General features: G+C 71.1%; 18 protein-coding genes and 1 pseudogene. 9 read left to right on the top strand and 10 right to left on the bottom strand.

Annotated elements, in window-relative coordinates:
• Nucleotides 1-10 precede the first annotated feature (10 nt).
• Nucleotides 11-1273, top strand: a complete 1263-nt coding sequence (locus tag BC793_RS11565) for an MFS transporter (RefSeq protein ID WP_109592115.1) — start codon at nt 11-13, stop codon at nt 1271-1273.
• Nucleotides 1274-1283: 10 nt separating this feature from the next.
• Here the strand turns inward: BC793_RS11565 and BC793_RS11560 are convergent, their stop codons facing one another.
• The 6 genes from BC793_RS11560 to BC793_RS11535 all read right to left on the bottom strand — a co-directional run bounded on the left by BC793_RS11560 (nt 1284) and on the right by BC793_RS11535 (nt 8539).
• Nucleotides 1284-1613 carry a TlpA family protein disulfide reductase gene (locus BC793_RS11560; protein WP_109592113.1) on the bottom strand — a complete coding sequence of 110 codons (330 nt, stop codon included), beginning with the start codon at nt 1611-1613 and terminating at the stop codon, nt 1284-1286.
• 40 nt (nt 1614-1653) lie between these two features.
• The gene (locus tag BC793_RS11555) at nt 1654-3666 is read right to left on the bottom strand and encodes an ABC transporter ATP-binding protein (protein WP_239169875.1); all 2013 of its coding nucleotides are present in this window, start codon (nt 3664-3666) and stop codon (nt 1654-1656) included.
• 433 nt (nt 3667-4099) lie between these two features.
• Nucleotides 4100-5230 carry a glycosyltransferase family 4 protein gene (locus tag BC793_RS11550; protein ID WP_109592111.1) on the bottom strand — a complete coding sequence of 377 codons (1131 nt, stop codon included), beginning with the start codon at nt 5228-5230 and terminating at the stop codon, nt 4100-4102.
• 43 nt (nt 5231-5273) lie between these two features.
• Nucleotides 5274-6530: a M48 family metallopeptidase gene (locus tag BC793_RS11545; RefSeq protein ID WP_109592109.1), complete on the bottom strand. Its 1257-nt coding sequence runs from the start codon at nt 6528-6530 to the stop codon at nt 5274-5276.
• Nucleotides 6531-6740: 210 nt separating this feature from the next.
• Nucleotides 6741-6962: a hypothetical protein gene (locus BC793_RS11540; protein ID WP_109592108.1), complete on the bottom strand. Its 222-nt coding sequence runs from the start codon at nt 6960-6962 to the stop codon at nt 6741-6743.
• A 95-nt stretch (nt 6963-7057) separates the two neighbouring features.
• Nucleotides 7058-8539 carry an NYN domain-containing protein gene (locus tag BC793_RS11535; RefSeq protein WP_239169874.1) on the bottom strand — a complete coding sequence of 494 codons (1482 nt, stop codon included), beginning with the start codon at nt 8537-8539 and terminating at the stop codon, nt 7058-7060.
• Between the two features lie 106 nt (nt 8540-8645).
• Here BC793_RS11535 and BC793_RS11530 point away from each other — a divergent pair, with 106 nt between their 5' ends.
• The 6 genes and pseudogenes from BC793_RS11530 (at nt 8646) to BC793_RS11505 (ending at nt 15759) form a co-directional block, all read left to right on the top strand.
• Entirely contained in the window at nt 8646-10445 is a 1800-nt protein-coding gene (locus BC793_RS11530; RefSeq protein WP_109592106.1) for a DEDD exonuclease domain-containing protein, read from the top strand.
• 172 nt (nt 10446-10617) lie between these two features.
• On the top strand, nt 10618-12402 hold the full coding sequence (locus tag BC793_RS11525) for a RelA/SpoT family protein (protein WP_109592104.1): 1785 nt from the start codon (nt 10618-10620) through the stop codon (nt 12400-12402).
• 31 nt (nt 12403-12433) lie between these two features.
• A pseudogene (locus BC793_RS11520) lies at nt 12434-12958 on the top strand (NUDIX domain-containing protein); the annotation flags it as partial.
• 128 nt (nt 12959-13086) lie between these two features.
• On the top strand, nt 13087-13923 hold the full coding sequence (locus BC793_RS11515) for a sugar phosphate nucleotidyltransferase (protein WP_109592103.1): 837 nt from the start codon (nt 13087-13089) through the stop codon (nt 13921-13923).
• Nucleotides 13924-14353: 430 nt separating this feature from the next.
• Nucleotides 14354-14641, top strand: coding sequence for an Lrp/AsnC family transcriptional regulator (locus tag BC793_RS11510; RefSeq protein WP_109592101.1), 288 nt, complete (start codon nt 14354-14356; stop codon nt 14639-14641).
• Nucleotides 14642-14763: 122 nt separating this feature from the next.
• Nucleotides 14764-15759, top strand: a complete 996-nt coding sequence (locus tag BC793_RS11505) for a barstar family protein (protein ID WP_109592099.1) — start codon at nt 14764-14766, stop codon at nt 15757-15759.
• Nucleotides 15760-15856: 97 nt separating this feature from the next.
• Here BC793_RS11505 and qcrB read toward each other — a convergent pair whose 3' ends face one another.
• Genes qcrB through ctaE form a run of 4 tightly spaced genes read right to left on the bottom strand, consistent with a single transcriptional unit; the run spans nt 15857 to nt 20056 of the window.
• Entirely contained in the window at nt 15857-17467 is a 1611-nt protein-coding gene (gene qcrB, locus BC793_RS11500) for a cytochrome bc1 complex cytochrome b subunit (RefSeq protein WP_109592097.1), read from the bottom strand.
• Nucleotides 17464-18564 (bottom strand): cytochrome bc1 complex Rieske iron-sulfur subunit, encoded by a 1101-nt coding sequence (qcrA, locus tag BC793_RS11495; protein WP_109592095.1) that lies wholly within the window; start codon nt 18562-18564, stop codon nt 17464-17466. The genes qcrB and qcrA overlap by 4 nt, the downstream gene beginning before the upstream one ends.
• On the bottom strand, nt 18561-19409 hold the full coding sequence (gene qcrC / locus BC793_RS11490) for a cytochrome bc1 complex diheme cytochrome c subunit (RefSeq protein ID WP_109592093.1): 849 nt from the start codon (nt 19407-19409) through the stop codon (nt 18561-18563). The genes qcrA and qcrC overlap by 4 nt, the downstream gene beginning before the upstream one ends.
• A 50-nt stretch (nt 19410-19459) precedes the next feature.
• Complete coding sequence (gene ctaE / locus BC793_RS11485; RefSeq protein WP_109592091.1) at nt 19460-20056, bottom strand: aa3-type cytochrome oxidase subunit III; 597 nt, start codon at nt 20054-20056, stop codon at nt 19460-19462.
• 109 nt (nt 20057-20165) lie between these two features.
• On the opposite strand from ctaE, the gene BC793_RS11480 reads away from it, so the two are divergent.
• Both BC793_RS11480 and BC793_RS11475 read left to right on the top strand, forming a co-directional pair.
• Nucleotides 20166-21104 (top strand): cytochrome c oxidase assembly protein, encoded by a 939-nt coding sequence (locus BC793_RS11480; RefSeq protein ID WP_239169873.1) that lies wholly within the window; start codon nt 20166-20168, stop codon nt 21102-21104.
• A 48-nt stretch (nt 21105-21152) separates the two neighbouring features.
• Nucleotides 21153-21593: a helix-turn-helix domain-containing protein gene (locus tag BC793_RS11475; RefSeq protein ID WP_109592087.1), complete on the top strand. Its 441-nt coding sequence runs from the start codon at nt 21153-21155 to the stop codon at nt 21591-21593.
• Nucleotides 21594-21598 lie beyond the last annotated feature (5 nt).

Below are 21598 nucleotides of genomic sequence, written 5' to 3'. Positions count from 1 at the left end.
CGTCGCCGTCATGTCCCGTGACTTCCGGCTGCTCACCATCGGCCAGGGCCTCTCGTGGCTCGGCAACGCCTTCCAGACCGTCGCCCTCGCCGTCGCCGTGATCTCCACCGGAGGCGGCGCACGCGACTTCGGCCTGGTCATGGCGACGAACATCCTCACGCTGCTCGCCGGCACCCTCTTCGGCGGCATCTGGGCCGACCGTCTCCAACCCCAGCGGGTCATGGTCGCCTCCGACCTGATCCGCTTCGTCGCCACCGCAGGCATCGCCGCCATGTTCGCCACCGGCGGCTACCACCTGGCCCTGCTCTGCGCCCTCACCGTCGTCTCGGCCGGCGCCGGCAGCTTCTTCAGCCCGGCCATGAGCTCCCTCAAACCCCTACTCGTCCCGGCCGAGGAACGGCAGAAGGCCAACGCCACGCTCAGCCTGCTGCAGTCGGTGTGCGGCGTGGCGGGCCCGGCCACCGCCGGCATCACCGTCGCCGCCTTCGGCGCGCCGGCCGGCTTCACCATCAACGCGATCAGCTTCCTCGCCTCCCTGGTCGCCGCCGCGATGATCCGGGTACGGGCCCCGCGCGGCCCCCGTACCCCCATGCTGGGTGAACTGACCGCCGGACTGCGGGAGATCCGCAGCCGCGACTGGCTGCTCGCCAACCTGCTCGGCGCCACCACCTACCACATCGCGAACGGCGTCATCCTGGTTCTCGTCCCGCTCGTCGCGATGGAACGGCTCGGCGGCCCGCACGCGATCGGCTGGATCGCCGCCGCCGAGGGACTGGGCGGCGTCATCGGCTCGGCGATCGGCATGCGGTTCCGTCCACGCCGGCTGCTGCTGGCCGGCCTCCTCGCGCTGCCGCTGATGTCGGTGTGGGCGCTCGCCTACGTCTGGCCCGGCACCCTGGCCGCCATCATGATCGGCGCCGTGATCGGGTACGCCGGCCTGCTCTTCTACGACGTCGCCTGGGACACGTCACTCCAGGAGAACGTGCCGCACCGGTTCCTGGGCCGGGTCGCGTCCTGGGACTACCTGGCCTCGTTCCTGGCCATGCCGGTGGGCAACATGATGGCCGCGCCGCTCGCCGACCGGTTCGGCATCGACAGGACCCTGACCATGTGCGCCGCCGTCCTGTTCACCGCCGCCGTCGCGATGCTGGCCGTCCCCGGATCACGGCGCCTGACCCGCACCGGCCGGCCCGCCGAAGATGCCGAACCGGACTTCCCGGCCCCCGACCCGACACCGGCCGCGACCCTGGTCGGCGACCCCCACCGGCCCTGACCCGTCCCGATCATCCGGATCCCGGTGGCTGCCGCGCCGGGAGCAGCTCCGCCAGCGCGGCGATCAGGTGCGGTTTCGTCGGCACCCCCGTCGTGCGGCGGACCTCCCGGCCCTCGGCGTCGAGGATCAGCAGCGTGGGCGTACGCCGGATGTCCAGCGCCCGGACCTCGTCGAGGTGGCTCTCGGCATCCACCTCGACGTGCCGGACCCCCGGCAACAGGGCCGCGACCTCGGCGCTGATCCGGCGCACCGCGCGGCACGGCGCACAGAACGCAGTGGAGAACTGCAACAGTGTGGCCGGGGCGGGCTCGACCCCGAGCCGTTCCAGCAGATCCCTCATCCGCCGATCTTCGCTCGACTTCGCCGCGACGGCCAGCCGCCTATCCGTGCCGGTAGGCGTCGGCCTGCAGTGCGAACAGCTGCGCGTACAGCCCGGCGGCCGCCATCAGCTCGTCGTGGTCACCCTCCTCGACGACCGCCCCGTGGTCCAGGACGTAGATGCGGTCGGCCTCGCGGACGCTCGCCATCCGGTGGGTGATCAGCACGACCGTACGGCCGGCGGCCAGCTCCCGCAGCCGCCGGTAGACCTCGTGCTCGGCCCGCGCGTCCAGGTTCGCGGTCGGCTCGTCACAGATCAGCAGGGGCGCGTCCCGGTGGAACGCCCGGCTCACCGCCAGCCGCTGCCACTGCCCGCCGGACAGGTCCGCGCCGTCGGTGAAGTGCCGGGACAGCAGCGTCTCGTACTGCCGGGGCAACTCGACCACGAACCCGTGGGCGTCCCCGGCCCGCGCCGACTCCTGCACCGCCGCCAGCGTCGCCGGCCGGTCGTGCCGGCCGATCGCGATGTTCAGCCGTGCCGACAGCGGCCACCGGGTCGGCTCCTGCATCACCACCGCCACCCGCTCGCGCATCGACTCCGGGCCGAACCCGGTCACGTCCACCCCGTCCCAGGTCACCGTGCCCTTCTGCGGCCGGTAGAGCCCGGCCAGCACACCGGCCAGCGTCGACTTGCCCGAGCCGTTCTCGCCGACCAGCGCGACGATCTGGCCGCGCCGCAGCGTCATGTCCACCCCGTTCACGGCGGGCCGCTCCGCATCCGGATAGCTGAACGTCACCCCCTCCAGCCGGATCTCCCGGAAACTCTCCGGCGCGTGCCGCCCCGGCTCCGGCTCGGCGTGCGCCAGCGACATCTCGCAGAAGCCCTGGAAATCGGAGAAGTAGAGACCCTGCTCGTAGACCCGGTTCGCGGTGAACGCCAGCTCGGTCAGCTTCCCGATCCCGATGTTGATCGCGTAGGCGGCGGCACCGGCCGCGGCCAGCTCCATCCGGCCGCTCCACAACAGCCAGAACAGCATCAGGTACGCCAGACCGGTCGCCAGCCCGCTCAGCGCCTGCCCCGCCAGGTTCGTCCGGACCACCCGCCCGATCACCCGGATCTCCTCCGACGTGGAGATCCGCAGCAGCCTCCCGACCTCGGTGAGCAGGAACCGGCGTACCGTGAAGGCTCGTAATTCGGCGGCCGGCTCCCGCGCCGCCAGCAGGTAGGCGAGCATCCGCTGCCGTCGCCAGACCGCGATCAGCCGCAGCTTGCTGCGGTAACCGAGCTTCGCCGACCGCACCGCGGCCCACGCCGTCGGCACCACCGCCAGCACCAGCATCGGCAGCAGCGCCGGATGCAGCACCGCCAGCACACTCGCCGCCGCGGCCAGCCCGACCAGGTGCGTCAGCACCTCGATCCCGTGATCCACCACCTGCTGCGCCGCCGAGATCCCCCGGTCCCGGGCCCGCTCCATGGCGTCGCGCCACCCCGGATCGTCGAACGTCGCCAGATCCACCCGCGTCGTCAGATCCAACAGCCGCATCTCCGCGGCCTCGTAGACCATCGGCGACAGCCGGCCGTGCGCCGCCGTCGCCGCCGACGCGAGCAGTCCCCGCACGGCGAGAGCGAAGATCAGGAGCAGCAGCGAGGGTACGGCCGCCCGCACCCGATCCGGCGTCGGGCCCACCCGCAGCAGCCCGTCCAGAACGCCGACCACACTGATCAGCCCCACCGCGGCCGCCACACCCGCCGTCACCTGGAGGATCAGCACCGCGAGGGTCGTCCGCCGGCTGGCCCGCCACCCGAGCAGCCAGGCCTCCCGCAACAGCGCGGGCAGCCGCCGGACCATCTCCAGGAACGTGGTGTTGGCCGCCTCCTCGGTGCTGGTCAGCCAATAGGGTAGGTCCAGCTCCCCGTCGTCCTGCGCGGCCAGCATCCCGTCCGCGGCGTCCGGGTCGATGGACGGCCCGGCATCCGGATCGATGGACAGCGCGGAGTCCGGATCGGTGGACGGCCCGGAGTCCCGGTTGGTGGACGGCGCGGCGTCATCGGGCTCGGGGGTGGGATCCGGCATCGACGGCCACCTCTCGGGTCCCGCGCCTCGGCCGACCCGGGCGGGTGCCCTTCGTTCCTACGCCGCACGGACCGGCACCGTCCACTCTGTTTCCGGCCCGGTCGCACTCATTCACGTCCATGAACCTGGCTCATGCGGCCTCGATCGCCCGCGCCCGCGTTTCCGGCAGACCCCGCCGCGCGCTTCCGGCCATGATCATCCAGACACCCGGCGCCGCCCGTCGACGACGACCCGTTCCACGGCCCACCCCCCACCCGGCCGCGGCGGACGCGCGATGGCGGTCCGTTCCAGGGCGCACCTCCGCCCGGCCGGCGGCACACGCCGGACGAGGATCGCTCCAGTGCTCACCTCCGCCCGGCCGGCGGCACACGCCCGACCAGGATCCGCTCCATGGCCCACCTCCGACCCGGCGGCGGCAGACGCGCCGCGCGGGTCAGTCTCCGCCGGTGAGCAGGGCGGTCAGGCGGGCGGCCTGCGTCTCCCAGCGCCACTCCTGCTCGACCCACGCCCGGCCGGCCTCCCCCATCGCCTTCGCCCGGACCGGGTCGGCGAGGAGCTCGGCGACCCGGGTGGCGATGGCCGGGACGTCCGAGCCACCGACCACGTAGCCGGTCTCGCCGTCGCGGACCGCGTCGGGGGCACCGCCGGAGTCGCCACCGACCACGGGAAGGCCGGACGCGGAGGCCTCCAGGTAGACGATGCCCAGGCCCTCGACGTCCAGGCCGGCGGTCCGGGTGCGGCACGGCATCGCGTAGACGTCACCGGCCGCGTAGTGGTCGGGCAACTCGGCCCAGGGGACCGAACCGGTGAAGACGACATCGGACGCGACATCGTTCTCGCGGGCCAGCCGCTCCAGAGTCTTCCGGTACGGCCCACCGCTGACCAGCAACAATGCCGCTCCCGGCACGCGGCGGCGGATCTCCGGGAGGGCCCGGATCAGCATGTCCTGGCCTTTTCGGGGCACCAGCCGGGAGACGCAGACGACGACCGGACGGTCACTCAGCCCGTGCCGCCTGCGGACGGTGGAACCGTCCACACCGGGGTGGAACTTGTCGACGTCGACGCCGGGGGCGAGCCGCCGCAGGTCGGTGAGGCCGTGCAGGGCCTTGTCGAGGCGGGTCCGCTGATACTCGCCGAGGTAGGTGATGACGTCGGCGCCGCGGGCTATCCGCCGGAGCAGGCCGCGGGCGCCGGGCAGCGCGGCCCAGCCGATCTCGTGGCCGTGGGTGATGCCGACGGCGCGCTCGACACCGGCGTTGCGGCGCAGGCCGTGCGCGAGCAGGCCGAGCGGGGCGGCCGCACCGAACAGGACGCTGTCGCAGCCGTGGGCGCGGGCCAGCTCCGCGGCACGGCGGGCGACGGCGGGCGTGGGCAGCAGGATGCCGGTCTTCTCCCGCACCACTTCGAAGGGCTGCTCGGCGTCGAACTCGGCGGCTCCCCGCCAGGTCGACGAGTAGACCACGATCGATCCGGCCGGCTGGCGCACCGCCAGGTTGTGGACGAACTGCTGAATGCCACCGGGCCGCGGCGGGAAGTCGTTGGTGACGAGCAGGGTGCGCCCCATCAGCGGTCTCCCCCGGTGCGGTGACGGGTGGCGGTGGCCGGCATCAACGGTCTCCCCTGGCCCAGGCTCGGGCGGCGGCCATGCGCTGCACGGTGGACGGGTGCGAGGCGAACATGGCGTGCTCCCAGGCGGGCGGGTCGGGATCGGACAGGTTGACGGTGCCGAGGCGGCGCTGCATCGCCTCGAAGGTCGCGGCGTCGCCGGTCAGGGTGAGGGCGTGGGTGTCGGCACGGGCCTCGACGCGGCGGGACACGAACGACTGGGCCGGGCCGGCGATCAGGCCGGCCACCGTGGTGACGGCCAGCAGCAGGCCGATGGCGCGGGGCTCGGCGATCGAGTCGACACCCGCCAGGCGGAGCAGCCACTGCCAGGAGCCGAGGAGGTAGAGGGCGACCACGGCGATCGCGGCGCCGAGCGCGCCGAGCACGGTGCCGGTCAGCACGTCCCGGTCCTTGGCGTGGCCCAGCTCGTGGGCGGCCACCGAGACGACCTCGCCCGGCGTCGCCTCGGTCAGCATGGTGTCGTAGACGACGATCCGGCGGGTCGGGCCGAGCCCGGACACATACGCGTTGACCGCCCTGGTACGCCGGGACGCGTCGGCGACCAGCACGTCCCGGACCGGCACGCCGTCGCGGGCGGCGAGGGCGAGCAGCTCGGTGCGCAGTGGGCCGTCGGCCATCGGGGTGAACCGGTTGAAGACCGGCTCGACGACGACCGGGAGCACGAACGACAGCAGCACGACCAGGCCGGCGGCACCGGCCGCGCCGAACGCCCACCACCAGCGTGGTGCGAAATGGGTGACGGTGAAGAAGCCGGCCAGCACGATCGCGCCGAGCACCGCGCCGACACCGAAGGACTTGAGCAGGTCGGCGGACCAGCCGCCCCAGGTCTGTGTGGAGATGCCGTAGCGGACCACGACGGTGTGCCGCCAGGCGGCCAACGGCAGGCTGATCAGCTCGGCGACCAGCGCGACGGCGAGCCCGCCGAGGACGGCCCGCGCCAGCCAGTGATCGCCGAACGGGCGGCCGGCCAGCTCGATCAGGCGCGCGCCGAGCGGGGTGAGGCCGAGTGCGAGCGCCACCAGCAGGCCGAGGAACATGCCGCCGTAGGAGGCCGGCCGCAGCTCGGCGTGGAAGGCGCGGGCCCGGGCCACCTGGTCGGCCGGCAACTGCCCGAGAGCGGCCAGCTGGTCGGCCCGTGGCGCGGGCGCACGATGCCAGGGCACGGTCGCGGCCGCGAACCCGATCAGGGCCACCAGCAGCACGACGAACGCGCCGGCCGCCCACAGCCGCGGGCTCACCGCCCGGCCCCTACCGACATCACAGCCCTCCGAGGGATACGACGAAACGTGCTCACCGGCGGCCCACCGACCGTCCCGCGGACCCGGAACGGCCACCGGGCGGGTGGGCCGTGACCGCCAATCCTAGAGATCCCGGTGATCGCCCACCCGCCGACGGCCCGCGGCCCGGAGGCGAGACGGGGCCGCGGACCGGAACGCCGGGGAAGATGATCACGCCACGTCACGGCCGGGGCGGAAGATGGGCGCGACGGCCGGCGGTCGCGGGGTCTCCAGCAGCTCCACCTCGAAGCCGGCCAACTCGAACATCTCGATCGCCCGCAGCTCGCCCGCAGTGAGGTCAGCGATGCCGTCGGGGGTGTCCATCAGAACGCTGACCAGGCACCCGTTGCAATCGACGCTCCGCTCGGCGCAGCGCCCACAATCGATGATCATTACCCCTCCTCATCGGGAGGTCGGCCACGCCGGAGAACAAGCGACGGACCGGCCACCATCGGTGACTGTCACGCTAAGCGAGGGGTATGACAGTTTTAGGAGCGCGACAGCCGGCGCAGCAGAGAATCCGCGCCCATCGGGTAGGCGCCGTGCCGGCGGACCCCGTCGGCGACCTCCCGGTCGGAGGAGACCACGACCACCGGGCGGCCCGGCGGCTCGGCCCGGACGAGCTGCCGGATCAGCTCGTCGGCGGTGGTGCCCTTCTTGGAGAAGAGCACCCGCACCCCGCGTGGTGCCGGCGGCAGCCCGTGCACCCGCTCGGCCCCGTCGAAGACGACGGTGACCTCGTCGCCGGTCTGCGCGGCGATCCCGCCGAGGCCGGTGATCAGGCGTTTGCGCTGCTGCTCGAGGGACATGTCGGCGAAGCCCCGCTTGGTGACGTTGTAACCGTCCACGACCAGGTGCGCCCGCGGCAGCGCGAGCAGCTGGTCGAGGCGACCGGGATCGTCGGTGTCCTGGGCGCGGGCCCGGGAACGCTCGGGCGCGCCGGGCCGGTCGGCGGCGGTGTCGGCGACGAAATCGGCGGGAAGTTTGTCGGCGGGCCCGATGGCCAGCTCCCGGCGCAGCCCGGAGGCGGCCTGCCCGATGGTCTCGATGAGCAGCCAGAGGCGGGCGTCGTCGACGGCACGGGCGTCCTTGGCGGCCTGCTTGCCGGTGGCGGCGGCCGCTTCCGCGTCGGACAGGCGGGAGCGCAGGCGGCGTACCTCCGCCTCGTGGTCGAGGGTGGCGCGCGCCGCGCGGCCCTTCTCCGTCGCCAGCAGGTCGGTGGCGCGTTTCTGCGCGGCCTGCGCCTCACGCAGCGCCTTGGACGTGGTGCGGGCCTCCTCGCGCAGCTGGCCCAGCTCCTCGCGGACCCGGGCGAGCTCGTCACGGAGCTTGTCGGCCTCGACGCGGGCGACGGCCCGGTCGTGCTCGGCGCGGGCGGCGCGCTGCTCGGCGGCGCGCACCTGGGCGGTCACGGCGGCGCTGTCGGCCTCGGCACGGACCGCGTCGCCGGCCGCCTCGATCAGCTCCCGCCAGCCGTCCGGCCGGGCCAGGTAGGCGAGCGCGGCCACCTCCACCGGGTCGGCGGCGGCGGGCGCGACCCCGCTGGTCACAGCGGTGCCGAGGTCACCGGCGTCGGCCATGATCCGGGTGCCGATGCGCTGCCGGAAGAGCGGGTCGGCGACGAGCTGGGCGGCGATGTCGCGGCCACCGAGGCGGGCCCGGCGGTTGGGGGCGAACCGGGCGACCCGGCGCAGCGGCACCGGCATCTCGTCGGCGGGCAGACCGGGCAGGGCGGCGGCGGCCAGGACGGTGATCCGCTGGCGAACCGCCTCCGGCAGCACCGGCTCGGGCGACAGGTCGAGTCCGGGCGACGACGGGGCGTCCAGGTCCAGGGACGCCGAGGAGAGATCCAGCGGCGGCGCGGCGGACAGCGATGACGAAACGTTGCGTTCGGGGGAAACCGGGAAGTCCGCACCCTCGGGCACCGCCTCCTCCTCGGGGCGGTCGTCAGGGTTCAACAGCGCGGACATCTCCCCATTCTCACACCGGTGACGACCGATTAGCCCGGCGGAGCAAGTGATCTTTTCCCGCCCCGGGCCCGGTTCATGTCATACCCCCGCTCTATCGTTGCCGCCCGTGACGCAACCGGCCTACGTGCAGGGCACTCTGGACTCGCTGCTGTCCGCCGACGGCTCGGTGGACCCGGCGGCGCTGTCCCTGGCGGACACCACGTTCGTCGTCCTCGACCTGGAGACCACCGGCGGCGCCCCGGACGGCGGCGGGATCACCGAGATCGGCGCGGTCAAGGTGCGGGCCGGCGAGCGGTTGGGCGAGTTCGCGACGCTGGTCAACCCGGGCGAGCCGCTGCCACCGTTCATCACCGTCCTGACCGGCATCACCGAGGCGATGCTGCGGCCGGCCCCGTCGATCGAGACGGTGCTGCCCGCTCTGCTGGAGTTCCTGCGCGGGGCGGTCCTGGTGGCCCACAACGCGCCGTACGACGTGGGTTTCCTGAAAGCGGCGTGTGCCCGGCACGGCTATCCGTGGCCGGGTCCGCGGGTGCTGGACACGGCCGCCCTGGCCCGCCGCGCCCTGACCAGGGACGAGGTGCCCAACCGCAAACTGGGCACGCTGGCGCACTTCTTCCGGTCGCCGGTGCAGCCCAACCACCGGGCGCTCGACGACGCGAAGGCGACGGTCGACGTGCTGCACGGGCTGATCGAGCGGCTGGGCAGCTTCAAGGTGCACACGCTGGGCGACGCGATCGAGTTCGCCAAGGCGGTCACCCCGGCGCAGCGGCGTCAGCGGCACCTGGCCGACGGCCTGCCGCACGTGCCGGGGGTCTACATCTTCCGGGCCGCCGACGAGCGGCCGCTCTACGTGGGCACCTCCAAGGACGTCGCGACCCGGGTGCGCAGCTATTTCACGGCCGGCGAGAAACGGGCCCGGATCTCCGAGATGCTCACCGCGGCGGTGCGGGTGGAGGCCGTGGAGTGTGCGCATTCGCTGGAGGCGGAGGTGCGTGAGCTCCGGCTGATCGCGGCGCACGCTCCGCCGTACAACCGGAGGTCGAAGTTTCCCGAGAGGGTCGTCTGGCTGAAGCTGACCGCGGAGGTCTTCCCGCGCCTGTCCGTCGTCCGGCGTCTCGCCGAGGACGGCGCGACCTATCTGGGCCCGTTCTCGTCGCGGCGGACGGCTGAACTGGCCGCGGCCGGTGTCTACGACGCCGTGCCGCTGCGGCAGTGCAACCACAAGCTCTCGCTGCGCTCGAAGACGCCGGCGTGCGCGCTGGCCGAGCTGGGGCGGTGCCCGGCGCCGTGCGAGCACGAGATCACCCCGGAGGAGTACGACGTACGCGCCGCCCTGCCCTTCCGGACCGCCACGTCGGGCGACCCGGGCCCGGTGGTCTCCGCGATCCTGGCCCGCCTCGACTCCCTCGCCGACCGGCAGCGCTACGAGGAGGCCGCGGTCGTCCGGTCCCGTCTGATCGCCCTGCTGCGCGCGCTGATCCGGATGCAGCGGCTGGACGCGGTGACCCGGCTGCCGGAGGTGGTGGCGGCCCGTCGCGACGACAAGGGCGGCTGGGAGATCGCGGTGATCCGGCACGGCCGGCTGGCGGCCGCGGCGACGTCCCCACCCCGGGAGCACCCGCGCCCGACGCTGGACGCGGCGAAGCTGACGGCGGAGACGGTGCTGCCGGGTGCGGGCCCGGTTCCGGCGGCGACGGCGGAGGAGACGGAGCGGATTCTGGCGTGGCTGGAGAGGCCGGACACCCGCTTGGTGGAAACCTCGGGCGACTGGGTGTCACCGGTTCGTGGCGCGGCGCGTTTCTCCGCCCTCCTCACCAGGGCTGAAGCGGCCGCTTCGGGCCAAGACTCGTCCGTTCGCCTATCGGTAACTGACCGTTTGGATGACGCTCGCTCGCTTAGGCTGTAGGGCACGCGCTACAGCCGCAACGAACTGTCGTGGTGACCTGTCGTAGTGACTTGTCACATTTGCGGGCCCGGAGCTTGGCGACCGGCCCTCTCCGATGATTCGCTTGCGAACAGAAGCGCGAGGCGACTCCACGTACCGGTTGGGCGTGGACGATCGGTGAGGGGGTGTCCGGGTGGACGTCGACGCCGGCCACGGCGCCGCATTCGGTCGCGCCCTGCCGACCAGCTCTACCGAAACGTCCTTCACCCGGCGCCTGCGTTCGCTGCTGACCTTCCAGAACAACGACGACGATCCCGTCGCCGAGCTGGCCCGCACGCATCGCAGCATCCACGCCTCGGCCGACGTCGCGATCCTGCGCCGCAGCTACCAGATCGCCGAGAGCATGCACCGCGGCCAGTTCCGCAAGAGCGGCGATCCGTACATCACGCATCCGCTGGCGGTCGCGCAGATCTGCGCCGAGCTCGGCATGGACACCACCACCCTGGTCGCCGCGCTGCTGCACGACACGGTGGAGGACACCAGCTACACCCTCGAAGCGCTCCAGGGCGACTTCGGCAACGAGGTGGCCCACCTGGTCGACGGTGTGACGAAGTTCGACAAGGCCTACTACGGCAAGGCCGCCGAGGGCGAGACGATCCGCAAGATGATCGTCGCGGCCGGCAAGGACGTCCGGGTCCTGGTGATCAAGCTGGCCGACCGGCTGCACAACATGCGCACGCTGGACGCCCGCTCCACCGCCTCCCGCGCCCGGATCGCCACCGCCACGCTGGACGTGCTCGTCCCGCTCTGTGACCGGCTCGGCATCCAGGCCCTCAAGCGCAACCTCGACGACGTGGTGCTCTACCACCTGGAGCCGGACTCCTTCGCCCGCATCGACGAGCACGTGAAGAACCGGCCCGGCTGGGACGACTACCTCGCCGACGTCTCGCACAAGGCCCGGACGGCGCTGCGCCGGCAGAAGGTGACGGCCGAGGTCCATCCCCGTCCCCGCCACTACTACTCGATCTGGAAGGACACGGTCGCCGGAAATCATCCGATGCCGCTGGACCTGCCCCGCATCGCGGTCGTGGTCGACGGGCCGGACACCGACTGTTACGCGGCTCTCGGCGCGATCCACGGCCGATGGCGCCCGGTCGCCGGCCGTTTCAAGGACTTCATCGCCTCCCCGAAGAACAACCTCTACCGCTCCCTGCACACCACCGTGGTGGGCCCGGACGGCAAGCTGGTCGAGGTGCTCATCCGGACCGAGACGATGCACCGCTACTCCGAGTACGGCGTCGCCACCAGCTACCGATATCCGAAGGAGTCGGACGAGCCACCCGGCGCCGACCAGCTGACCTGGCTGAAACGGGTGCTCGACTGGCAGGGCGACACCACCGACGCGGCACAGTTCCTCGATTCGCTGCGATGTGACCTCGCCGAGGGGCAGATCACCGTCTTCGCCCACGGCAACGCCTACGAGTTACCCAGTCAGTCCACGCCGGTCGACCTGGCGTACGAGCTGGGCCCACGCCACGGCGACCAGTGTCTTGCCGCAACCATCAACGGGCGTCTCGCCCCGCTCTCCTCTCCTCTCCGCGACGGCGACGTCGTGGAGATTTTTTCGGAGACCGAGAGCCAGGTCGACGTCGAGCCGAACTCGCAGCGCGGCCCCCGCCGGGAGTGGCTGGGCTTCGTCAAGTCGAGCCAGGCGCAGATGCAGATCAACCGGTTCTTCGACGAGAAGAACGAGCCGGGCATCAGCATCGCCGACAAGGTGCGCCTGGGCCGCGCCACGATCGGCCTGACCCTGCGCAAGCACGACCGCGGGCTGGCCAGCGAGGTGCCGTTACGCCGGCTCGCCGAGGAACTGGGCTATCCCGACCTGGAGACGCTGCTGGTCGCCGTCTGCGAGCGCAGCCTGGAGCCGGATGCGGTGGTCGAGCAGCTCATCGCCCTGGTCGACCACCCAGACTGAGTAATTCGGCATCCCCCGTTAGCCTTACCGCGTGAACATTCACCGGCAGATCCGCGGCCTCGCCTATCAGGCCTTCTACGGGCTGCCCCTCCCGATGCGCCGCCACATCGCCCGCCTCGTCTCGCCGAAATACCTGGTCGGAGCGGTGGCGATCATCCAGGACTCGGAGGCGGCGGCCCCCGGGCGCATCCTTCTGCTGCGCCAGCCGCCAGGGCGCGGCTGGGGCCTTCCGGCCGGCATCCTCAAGCGGGGTGAGCTGCCCGCGGTGGGCGCGGCCCGCGAGTTGTTCGAGGAATCGGGGGTACGGATGGAGCCCGGCGACCTGACCCCCGGCAATCCGAACGCGATCGTCCACCCGAACGGCGGCGTGGTCGACACCGTCTGGTTCGGGGCCGTCCCGGCGTCGAGCACGACGCTGGCGGTGGACGGCGGTGAGGTCCTGGAGGCCGGCTGGTTCCCGATCGACGCCCTGCCGGACCTGACGTGGCCGACAGCGCGGCTGCTCGGCATCTACGGCCTCGGCCCGCGCGCCGGCGAGTTGCCGCCGTCGATCCCGGCCGGCCGCTACCACACCCCCTTCCCGGCCTCGGATCTTCCCGCCACCTCCCCGGCGTCCGGTCTTCCCGCCGCCTCCCCGGCGTCCGGTCTTCCCGCCGCCGGTTCCTCGACGGCGGGTGACGGCCAGTGACCGCAGTCGCCGGGGTGGTGCTGGCCGCCGGTGAGGGGCAGCGACTGCGCCCGCTCACCGCCACCGTGCCGAAAAGCCTGTGCCCGGTCGGCAACCTTCCGTTGCTCGACCACGCGCTGCGCCGCCTCGCCGGGCTGGGACTGTCCGGCCCGGCCGCCGTCGCCGTCAACGCGGCGTACCTGGCCGAGCAGGTGGTCGCCCACGTCGGCGACCGCGCGCATCTGTCGGTGGAGCCGAACGGCCCGATCGGCACGTCCGGGGGCATCGCCCGGCTGCGCCCGTGGATCGACGGCCGGGGCGTGCTGGCCGGCAACGCCGACGCCTACCTGCACGACCCGTTCCGCGACCCGGGCAAGGACATCGCCGCCCTGCTGGACGGCTGGTCCGGCGAGACGGTGCGGATGCTGACGAAACCCTGCTTCCCGGGCGACACCGGCGGGTTCAGCGGCCGCCGGTTCGCCGGGTTCTCCCTGATGCCGTGGCGCTACGTGCGGGACCTCGCGGAGGTGGACAGCAACCTCGTCCGTACCGTCTGGCGTCCCGCCGAAGCCGCCGGCGAGCTGGAGCTGATCGCCTACGAGGGCCTCTACCTCGACACCGGCACGCCCGCCGACTACCTGGCCGCCAACCTGCACGCCGCGGCGGGCGGCGTCCTCGCCGACCCGTCCGCCCGGGTCCCCGGGCAGGCGGACGAGTCGGTGCTGGGCGCCGGCGCCGTCGTCGAAGGCGCCGTGACGCGCTGCGTCCTCTGGGCGGGTGCCCACGTCACCGCGGGCGAGTCCCTCACCGACGCGATCCGCACCGCTTCCGGCCTGACAGTCAAAACCACCTGACGGGTACGCCCACCCGCCCCAGCCGACCGCGGTCGGCTGGTCCCGACCGCTGCCTCAACAGCCCCGAGACAGCAGCCAGAACCAGCCACGCACGCCCGGCTGGACGCCACCGCTGCCTCGGCGGGTCTGAGGGAGCGGTGAGAGCCAGCCACACACCCTCGGCTGGACGTCACCACTGCCTCAACAGGCCTGAGACAACGGCCAGAACCAGCCGCGCACGCCCGGCTGGACGCCACCGGTGCCTCAACAGGCCTGAGACAGCGGTCAGGACCAGCCGCGCGCGGCCGGCTGGACGCCACCGCTGCCTCGGCGGGTCTGAGGGAGCGGTGGGAGCCAGCCGGAAGATCGGGACGGGCGCATGCGGGACCGGCAGGGGACGGCATAGCATGGGCGCGACCCACATTCGTCCTCATAGGCGAGGAGCCCGCCGGTGAACACCGCCATCGTCCACATCGACTGCGCGACCGACTCCATCCCCGAGGTGGCCGAGGCCCTGGCCGCGCTGGACGGCGTCAGCGAGGTCTACTCGGTCGCCGGCGGGGTGGACCTGATCGCGATCGTCCGGGTCCCGCACTTCGACGACATCGCCGAGGTGATCGCCGGCCGCATCTCGAAGACCCCTGGTGTGGTCAACAGTGAGACGTTCGTGGCCTTCCGGGCCTACTCCAAGCACGACCTGGAGGACGCGTTCGCCATCGGCCTCCCGGACGCCGACTGACACGAGGACCGACCCTGCCTGACGAAACACCGCTGCGCTGGCTGCTGTCCGACGACTTCACCGAGGACATCGACGACGACGCCCGCCTCCTGGGCGAGTGCGCCGAGATCCACAACCTCTTCGTGGACCTGCCCGACCCGCCCCTGGAGCGCTTCACCCTGACCGGCTGCGACCGGGTCGTGGCCACCCCGGCTCATTTCGACGTGGCGTACGTGGAACCGATCGTCAACGGCAGGACCGGTGATTTCACCGCCCTCTACGACGTGACCGTGTCGGCCTCCGACGGCGACCGTATCGAGGTGACCGGCCGCGTCGAACAGCAGCGGCATCTGCGCCCCGATGGCGAGCCGCCCGAGGCTGACGGCTTCCAGCTGTCCCTCGACGACGACACGGTCATCGCCCGATGTCGCATGGTGGACGGCTTCTTCCGGGAGCGCACCGAGCTTCTCGCGCCCCCGGTGACCCTGCTCGGTCTCCGCCCGTCGCCCGGTTTCGCCGCCGCACTGGCCGCCTGGCGACACGACGGCACCGAGGATCTGGAGCTGAGTGCCGCCATCTCGGCCCGCCACGCCGACGGAGCGCAGTTCGGCATCCTGGAGCCGGGCGTCTTCTCCTCGGTGCGGGCCGTCCGCCCCTCGGCGCTGGGCCCGGATCTGCTGGACGTGGAGCTGGAGGACGGTGTCTGGGAGCCTCTGCCCGCCGGCGCCCGCCCCCTGTGGGAGAGCTGGCTGCGACAGCGCCCCACCGTATCGGGCACCTGGGTGCCACTGAGCCCGCACATGCGCCACGAATGGCTGCGGCTGGCGCTGGCCGGCAACCGCTATCGGGCCCGTCCCGACCGGCCGGCCGGTACCACCTATCACCTCGACGGCACCCAGGTGACCGACGGCAACGCCTTCTACTGTGCGCTGGGCGAAGCGATCAACGGCCCGGGCGGCTACTTCGGCTGGAACGGCTACGCCCTGAACGACTGCCTCAGCGGCGAGTGGGGGGCCGCTCCGCCTTTCACCCTGCGGTGGACGGCTCACGAGACGGCGAAGAACAGCATGGGCGTCGAGTCCTTCACCGAACTGATGGCGGTCTTCGCCCAGGCTGACGTGACCGTGACCCTGGCCTGAACACCCCTGGGCGGCGGCCGTGCATGCCCGCCGCCCCCGGGACAACGTGAAGGGCCCGCCGGATCGCATCCGACGGGCCCCGAAGTACAAGACCGGATCAACGCCCGGACTTGATCTCCTCACGCTTGGCACTACCACCGACGGCCGGTGAAACCGGGATCTCGGCGGGCTTCTCCACCGGGTAGAAGAAGCCCTTGATGGCCGGAGCCAGCGCGCCGAGACGGTTCATCTTCTTCGGCACGACCCAGCCGGCGTACTCCAGCGGGATCGGGTGCCCGTGGTCGTCGACCGGCCCGAGGGGCTGGTGGACCTCCTCGAACTTGCCGTTCGGCAGCCGCCTGATGATGCCGGTCTCCACACCGTGGGCCAGCACCTGGCGGTCGTGCTGCTGAAGACCGAGGCAGATGCGGACGGAGATGTAGTAGGCCAGCGGCGGCAGGATGACCAGGCCGATCCGGCCGGCCCAGGTCATCGCGTTGAGGCTGATGTGGAACTTGTCGGCGATGACGTCGTTGGCGCCGGAGAGGGTGGCGATGATGAAGAACGTCAGCGCCATCATGCCGATGCCGACCCGCTCGGGGTTGTCACGCGGCCGCTCCAGCAGGTGGTGGCTGCGCTTGTCCTTGAGCTTGCGCGCTTCCAGCCACGGGTACGCCATGGGCAGGGTGAACAGCGCGCCCAGGCCGACCACGGCGGGCCAGAACATCGGCGGGAGGCTGTAACCGTCGCCGATCGGGATGTAGATCTGCCAGTTGGGCGTGAGCCGGACCAGGCCGTCCATGAACATGACGTAGAAGTCGGGCTGCGAGGCGGAGGAGACCTCAGCCGCACGGTACGGCCCGAAGAGCCAGATCGGGTTGATCTGGAACATGCCGGCCATCAGGGCGATGACGCCGAAGACGGCCATGAAGAAGCCGCCCTGCTTCATCGCGTAGCGCGGGAACATGCGCTCGCCGACGACGTTGTCGTTGGTCCGCAGCGGGCCGGGCCACTGGGTGTGCTTCTGCTTGAACACGATGCCCAGGTGGGCGGCGATCAGGCCGAGCAGGATGCCCGGAATGAGCAGCACGTGCGCGATGTAGAAGCGGCCGATGATCAGCTCGCCGGGGAACTCGCCACCGAAGATCGCGGCGGAGAGCCAGGTGCCGATGACCGGGAGGGTCAGCATGATCGCGGAGGCGATACGGAGACCGGTGCCGGAGAGGCCGTCGTCGGGCAGTGAGTAGCCGGTGAAGCCGGCGAAGAACCCGAGCAGGAACAGCAGGACGCCGATCACCCAGTTGATCTCGCGCGGCTTACGGAACGCGCCGGTGAAGAAGACACGCGCCATGTGCACGATGATCGACGCCATGAACAGCAGCGCCGCCCAGTGGTGCATCTGCCGCATGAAGAGGCCACCGCGGACCTCGAACGACAGGTTCAGCGATGACTCGTACGCCGCGGACATCATGGTGCCCTTGAGCGCCAGGTACGAGCCGTCGTACGGAACCTCCTTCATCGACGGGTCGAAGAAGAGGGTCAGGAACACGCCGCTGAGCAGCAGCACGATGAAGGAGAACAGGGCGATTTCGCCGAGCAGGAACGACCAGTGGTCCGGGAAGACCTTGTTCAGCAGGCCGCGCAGCGGAGTGGCAGCCTGGAACCGGTCGTCCACCCCCTTGGCGAAATTCTTAGGGGCCTCTGCGAGGTCGATCTTTCGGCGCTTCACGGCCGCTCCCAGAAGTCAGGTCCGACGACGTCTCTGAAGTCTTCCGCCGCCACGAAGAAACCTTCTTCGTCCACTGTAAGCGGCAGCATCGGCAGACGGCGCGTCGCGGGTCCGAAAACCGGCTGGGCGTTGTCCGTGATGAGGAACTGCGACTGGTGGCAAGGGCAGAGAAGACGGTTGGTCTGCTGCTCGTAGAGGCTGGCGGGGCAGCCCGCGTGCGTGCAGATCTTGGAGTACGCGACGTAGTTGCCCCACATCGAACCCACGTTGCGGCCGTTCTTGTCGGCCTCGGCGTTCTTGCGGGTCTCCGCCGCGTCGTCCGCCCGGAGGTGGATGAGCAGCGTCGGCGAGTCGGCGTAGTGGTTGGTGGCGCCGTGCGGGATGCCCGGGTAGACGGTCATCTGACCGCCCGCGCTCACATCCTCGGGGCGGATCGGGCTGCCGTCCTCACGGGTGAGGCGGACCGGCTTGTCGCCGTTGTGCGAGGGGTGGAACCCGGTGGTGTACATCATCGGGTGCTCGCCCTTGTGCGGGTCCTCGATCAGGCCACCGACCAGCGGGGCGGCGACGGCCAGGCCGAGCGGCGCGGCGCCGATGGCGATCGCGCCCTTCAGCAGCGGCCGGCGCGCGACGCCCATTTCGTCGGCCACAAACATCATGGTCTGGCCGGTGATCAGGCGCTCTTCGTCGGAGGACGGGTCGCCGTGGCGCTGCTGGATGGACAGCTCGTGCGGCAGCAGCTTCTTGGCCCAGGCGAGGATCGCGAAGCCGAGCGACAGCAGGCCCAGGCCCAGGGTGATGCCCAGGATCGGGGTGTAGTAGTCGCTCAGCGTGTGGCCGAGCTCGAACTCCCACGGCCACACGATGTAGAAGACCAGGAACGCCGCGGTGAACAACCCGGAGAGCAGGAGCAGCAGGGAGATGTTGCGGACGACCCGCCGCTCCGCCTTGGAGTTCTGCCCGTGGAAGTTCGACTCGTACGTGACGATCTCGATGTCGTCGCGCCGGAGGCCTTCCTTGACGATGTCGAACCGCGTCAGGTGCGGATCCTTGACGTCGACCGGCGTGCCGGTCTCGCCGTGATGAACCGCCGTCATGACTTCCCCGCAATCCAGAGCGACGTGAAGACCAGGAGGGTGATGCCGACCAGGAAGATGGCCATGCCCTCGGTCGACGGGCCGTACCGGCCCAGGTTGAACAGGCCGCCCGGGTCCTTGTCGTCCTGGAGCTGGACCGAGATGTAGGTGATGATCTGCTTCTTCTGGTCCGGCGTGAGCTGGTTGTCACCGAAGACCGGCATGTTCTGCGGGCCGGTGAGCATGGCCGCGTAGATCTCCTCGGCCGTGGCGTCGTGCAGCGCGGGGGCGAACTTGCCCGAGGAGAGGGCGCCGCCGCCGCCGCCGAAGCCGTGGCAGGAGGTGCAGTTGACGCGGAACAGCTCGCCGCCACGGGCCAGGGCGTCCGGCTTGGCCTCGAGGTCCTCGACGAGCGCGCCCTCGGGCAGCTCCGGGCCGCCACCGAGCTCCTGGATGTACTGCCCGAGCTGCTCGGTCTGCGCGTCGTCGAACTGTCGCGGCTTCTCCTCGGCCTGGGCCTCCTGGCGGGTCATCGGCATACGGCCGGTGCCCACCTGGAACTCGACCGAGGCCGAGCCGACGCCGATCAGGCTCGGCCCACGCTCCTCGACACCCTGGCCGTCACGGCCGTGGCAGCTGATGCAGCTGGTGTCGTAGAGCGCCTTGCCCTCCCGTGCGACAGCGGAGAGCTGAACGTTGTCCTCGGCGAACGCGCCCGGCGTGAAGGCGGTGTAGACGCCACCGGCCAGCACCAGGGCGGCGAGCATGCGCACCGCCGCGCCGAGCCTCCGGCGCGCCCGGCTGGGCGCGCCGCGTCGCCGGGAGAACACCCGGGCGCGCCTGCGGGCGGGGGTGTCAGAAGTCATGGGCTATGTCCCTTGGGGTTCGAACCTGAAGCTCAGCGGATTACGGCGCGTCACTGAAGCCAATAGATCATGGCGAACAGGGCGATCCAGACGACGTCCACGAAGTGCCAGTAGTACGACACGACGATCGCGGACGTGGCCTGGGCCGGCGTGAACCTGCCCATCGTGGTCCGGATCATGTAGACGATGAAGGCGATCAGGCCGCCGGTCACGTGCAGACCGTGGAACCCGGTCGTCAGGTAGAACATCGAACCGTACCCGTCGGCATTGATCTTGACGCCGTGTCCGACCAGGGTCACGTACTCGTTCACCTGCCCGAGCACGAAGATCAGGCCCATCACGAAGGTGATCGTGAACCAGCGCCGCAGCGCGAACACGTCACCCTTCTCCGCCGCGAAGACGCCGAGCTGGCAGGTCACCGAGGAGAGAACCAGGATCACCGTGAACGTCGTCGCGTACGGGACGTTCAGGGATTTCGTGTGGTGCTCCCACATGCTGTAGTCCGCAGCACGGATGGAGAAGTACATCGCGAACAATGCCGCGAAGAACATGAGCTCGCTGGAGAGCCACACGATGGTCCCGACGCTGACCATGTTGGGTCGGGTCAGCGAGTGGATCCGGCTCTTGTCGATGGCTGCCGCTGTCACGGCCTCATTATTCATCCGAGACAGGCTCAAGGTCCCCCGGGGTCCCCAATCCGGCCTTGCGGGGCGCCCGGAATTATCTGTGACCAGGGGGGAGACCTAACCTCAAGTGGTGCAGCTTCACGTTTTGCCCTCACTCGCGGCCAATGCCGGGGATACTGGACTTCCGCCGTTCACCCCGGCGGTGTTCTTCACCGAGATCAACCTGGTCAGTCCGATCACGTTGGGTCTGCTGGTCTCGGCGGCGCTCTACCTGTACGGCGTCTGGCGCCTACGACAGCGCGGCGACGCCTGGCCGGCCGGCCGCACGGTGGCCTTCATCGCCGGTGGACTCGGGTCGATCGCGCTGGTCACGGTCACCGGGATCGAGGCCTACGACACCACGCTGATCTCCGTCCACATGGTGCAGCACATGGTGCTGTCCATGGTGGGCCCGATCTTCCTGGCCCTGGGCGCACCGACCACGCTGGCCCTGCGGGTCCTGCACGGACCGCCGCGCAAGACCCTGCTCGCCGTCCTGCACAGCCGGTACGTCCGGGTGCTGACCTTCCCGCTGGTCGCGTTCGGGCTGTTCATCGCGAACCCGTTCGTCCTGTACTTCACCGGCGCCTACCGCCAGACGCTGGAGCACGTCTGGGTGCACGAGTTCGTCCACGTGCACTTCATCGTCACCGGCTGCCTGTTCTTCTGGCCGCTGCTGGGGCTGGACCCGCTGCCGAACCGGTGGCCGTACCCGGGACGCGCCCTGCTGATGGTGCTGAGTGTCCCGTTCCACACGGTGCTCGGTCTGACGATCATGCAGAGCAACGAGCTGCTCGGCGGCGACTGGTACCCGAACCTGGGCCTGAGCTGGCTTGATCCGAAGGCCGACCAGGTCATGGCGGGCGGCATCCTGTGGGCCGGTGGCGAGATCGTCAGCGTCACGATGCTGGGCATCCTGGTCGTCCAGTGGGTCCGCCAGTCGGAGCGGGAGGCCCGGCGGATCGACCGGGCCCTGGACCGGGCCGAGGCGGCGGACAATGCGGTACGCCCGGCGCCCGACGCCGGATAACAAGTTCGGTACGATCCCTGGGACCTAAGACGTGAGGTGGGGCACAAGATGAGCGAGTACACCGTGAGCGAGTACACCGTTCTGCTCTACAGCGACGACGCCGCCGTGCGAGACCGGATCCGGCTCGCCATCGGCTCGCGTCCCGCGGCTGATCTGCAGGTCGAGTTCGCCGAGGCCTCCACCTGGGAGGAGTGCCGTCGCCTGCTCGACGAGTACGAGATCGACCTGATGATGCTCGACGGCGAGGCCAGCCCGGCCGGTGGCATCGGGATCGCCCGTCAGACCAAGGACGAGTACCTGAACCCGCCGCCCACCTGCGTCGTGATCGCCCGCGCCGCGGACCGCTGGCTCGCCGCCTACGCGCAGGCCGACGCCACCATCGTGGCCCCGCTGGACCCGGTCACCACCGGGCAGACGGTGGCCGGGCTGCTCCGCGCGCGCCGGGACGGCGCCGTCCCGCTGGGCACTCTGGGCACCATCCCCCGCTGACACTT

It is taken from the genome of Actinoplanes xinjiangensis (assembly GCF_003148685.1).
GTDB lineage: Bacteria > Actinomycetota > Actinomycetes > Mycobacteriales > Micromonosporaceae > Actinoplanes > Actinoplanes xinjiangensis.
Note: the sequence above shows the minus strand (reverse complement) of the source record. Positions and strands in the feature narration are given on the sequence as shown.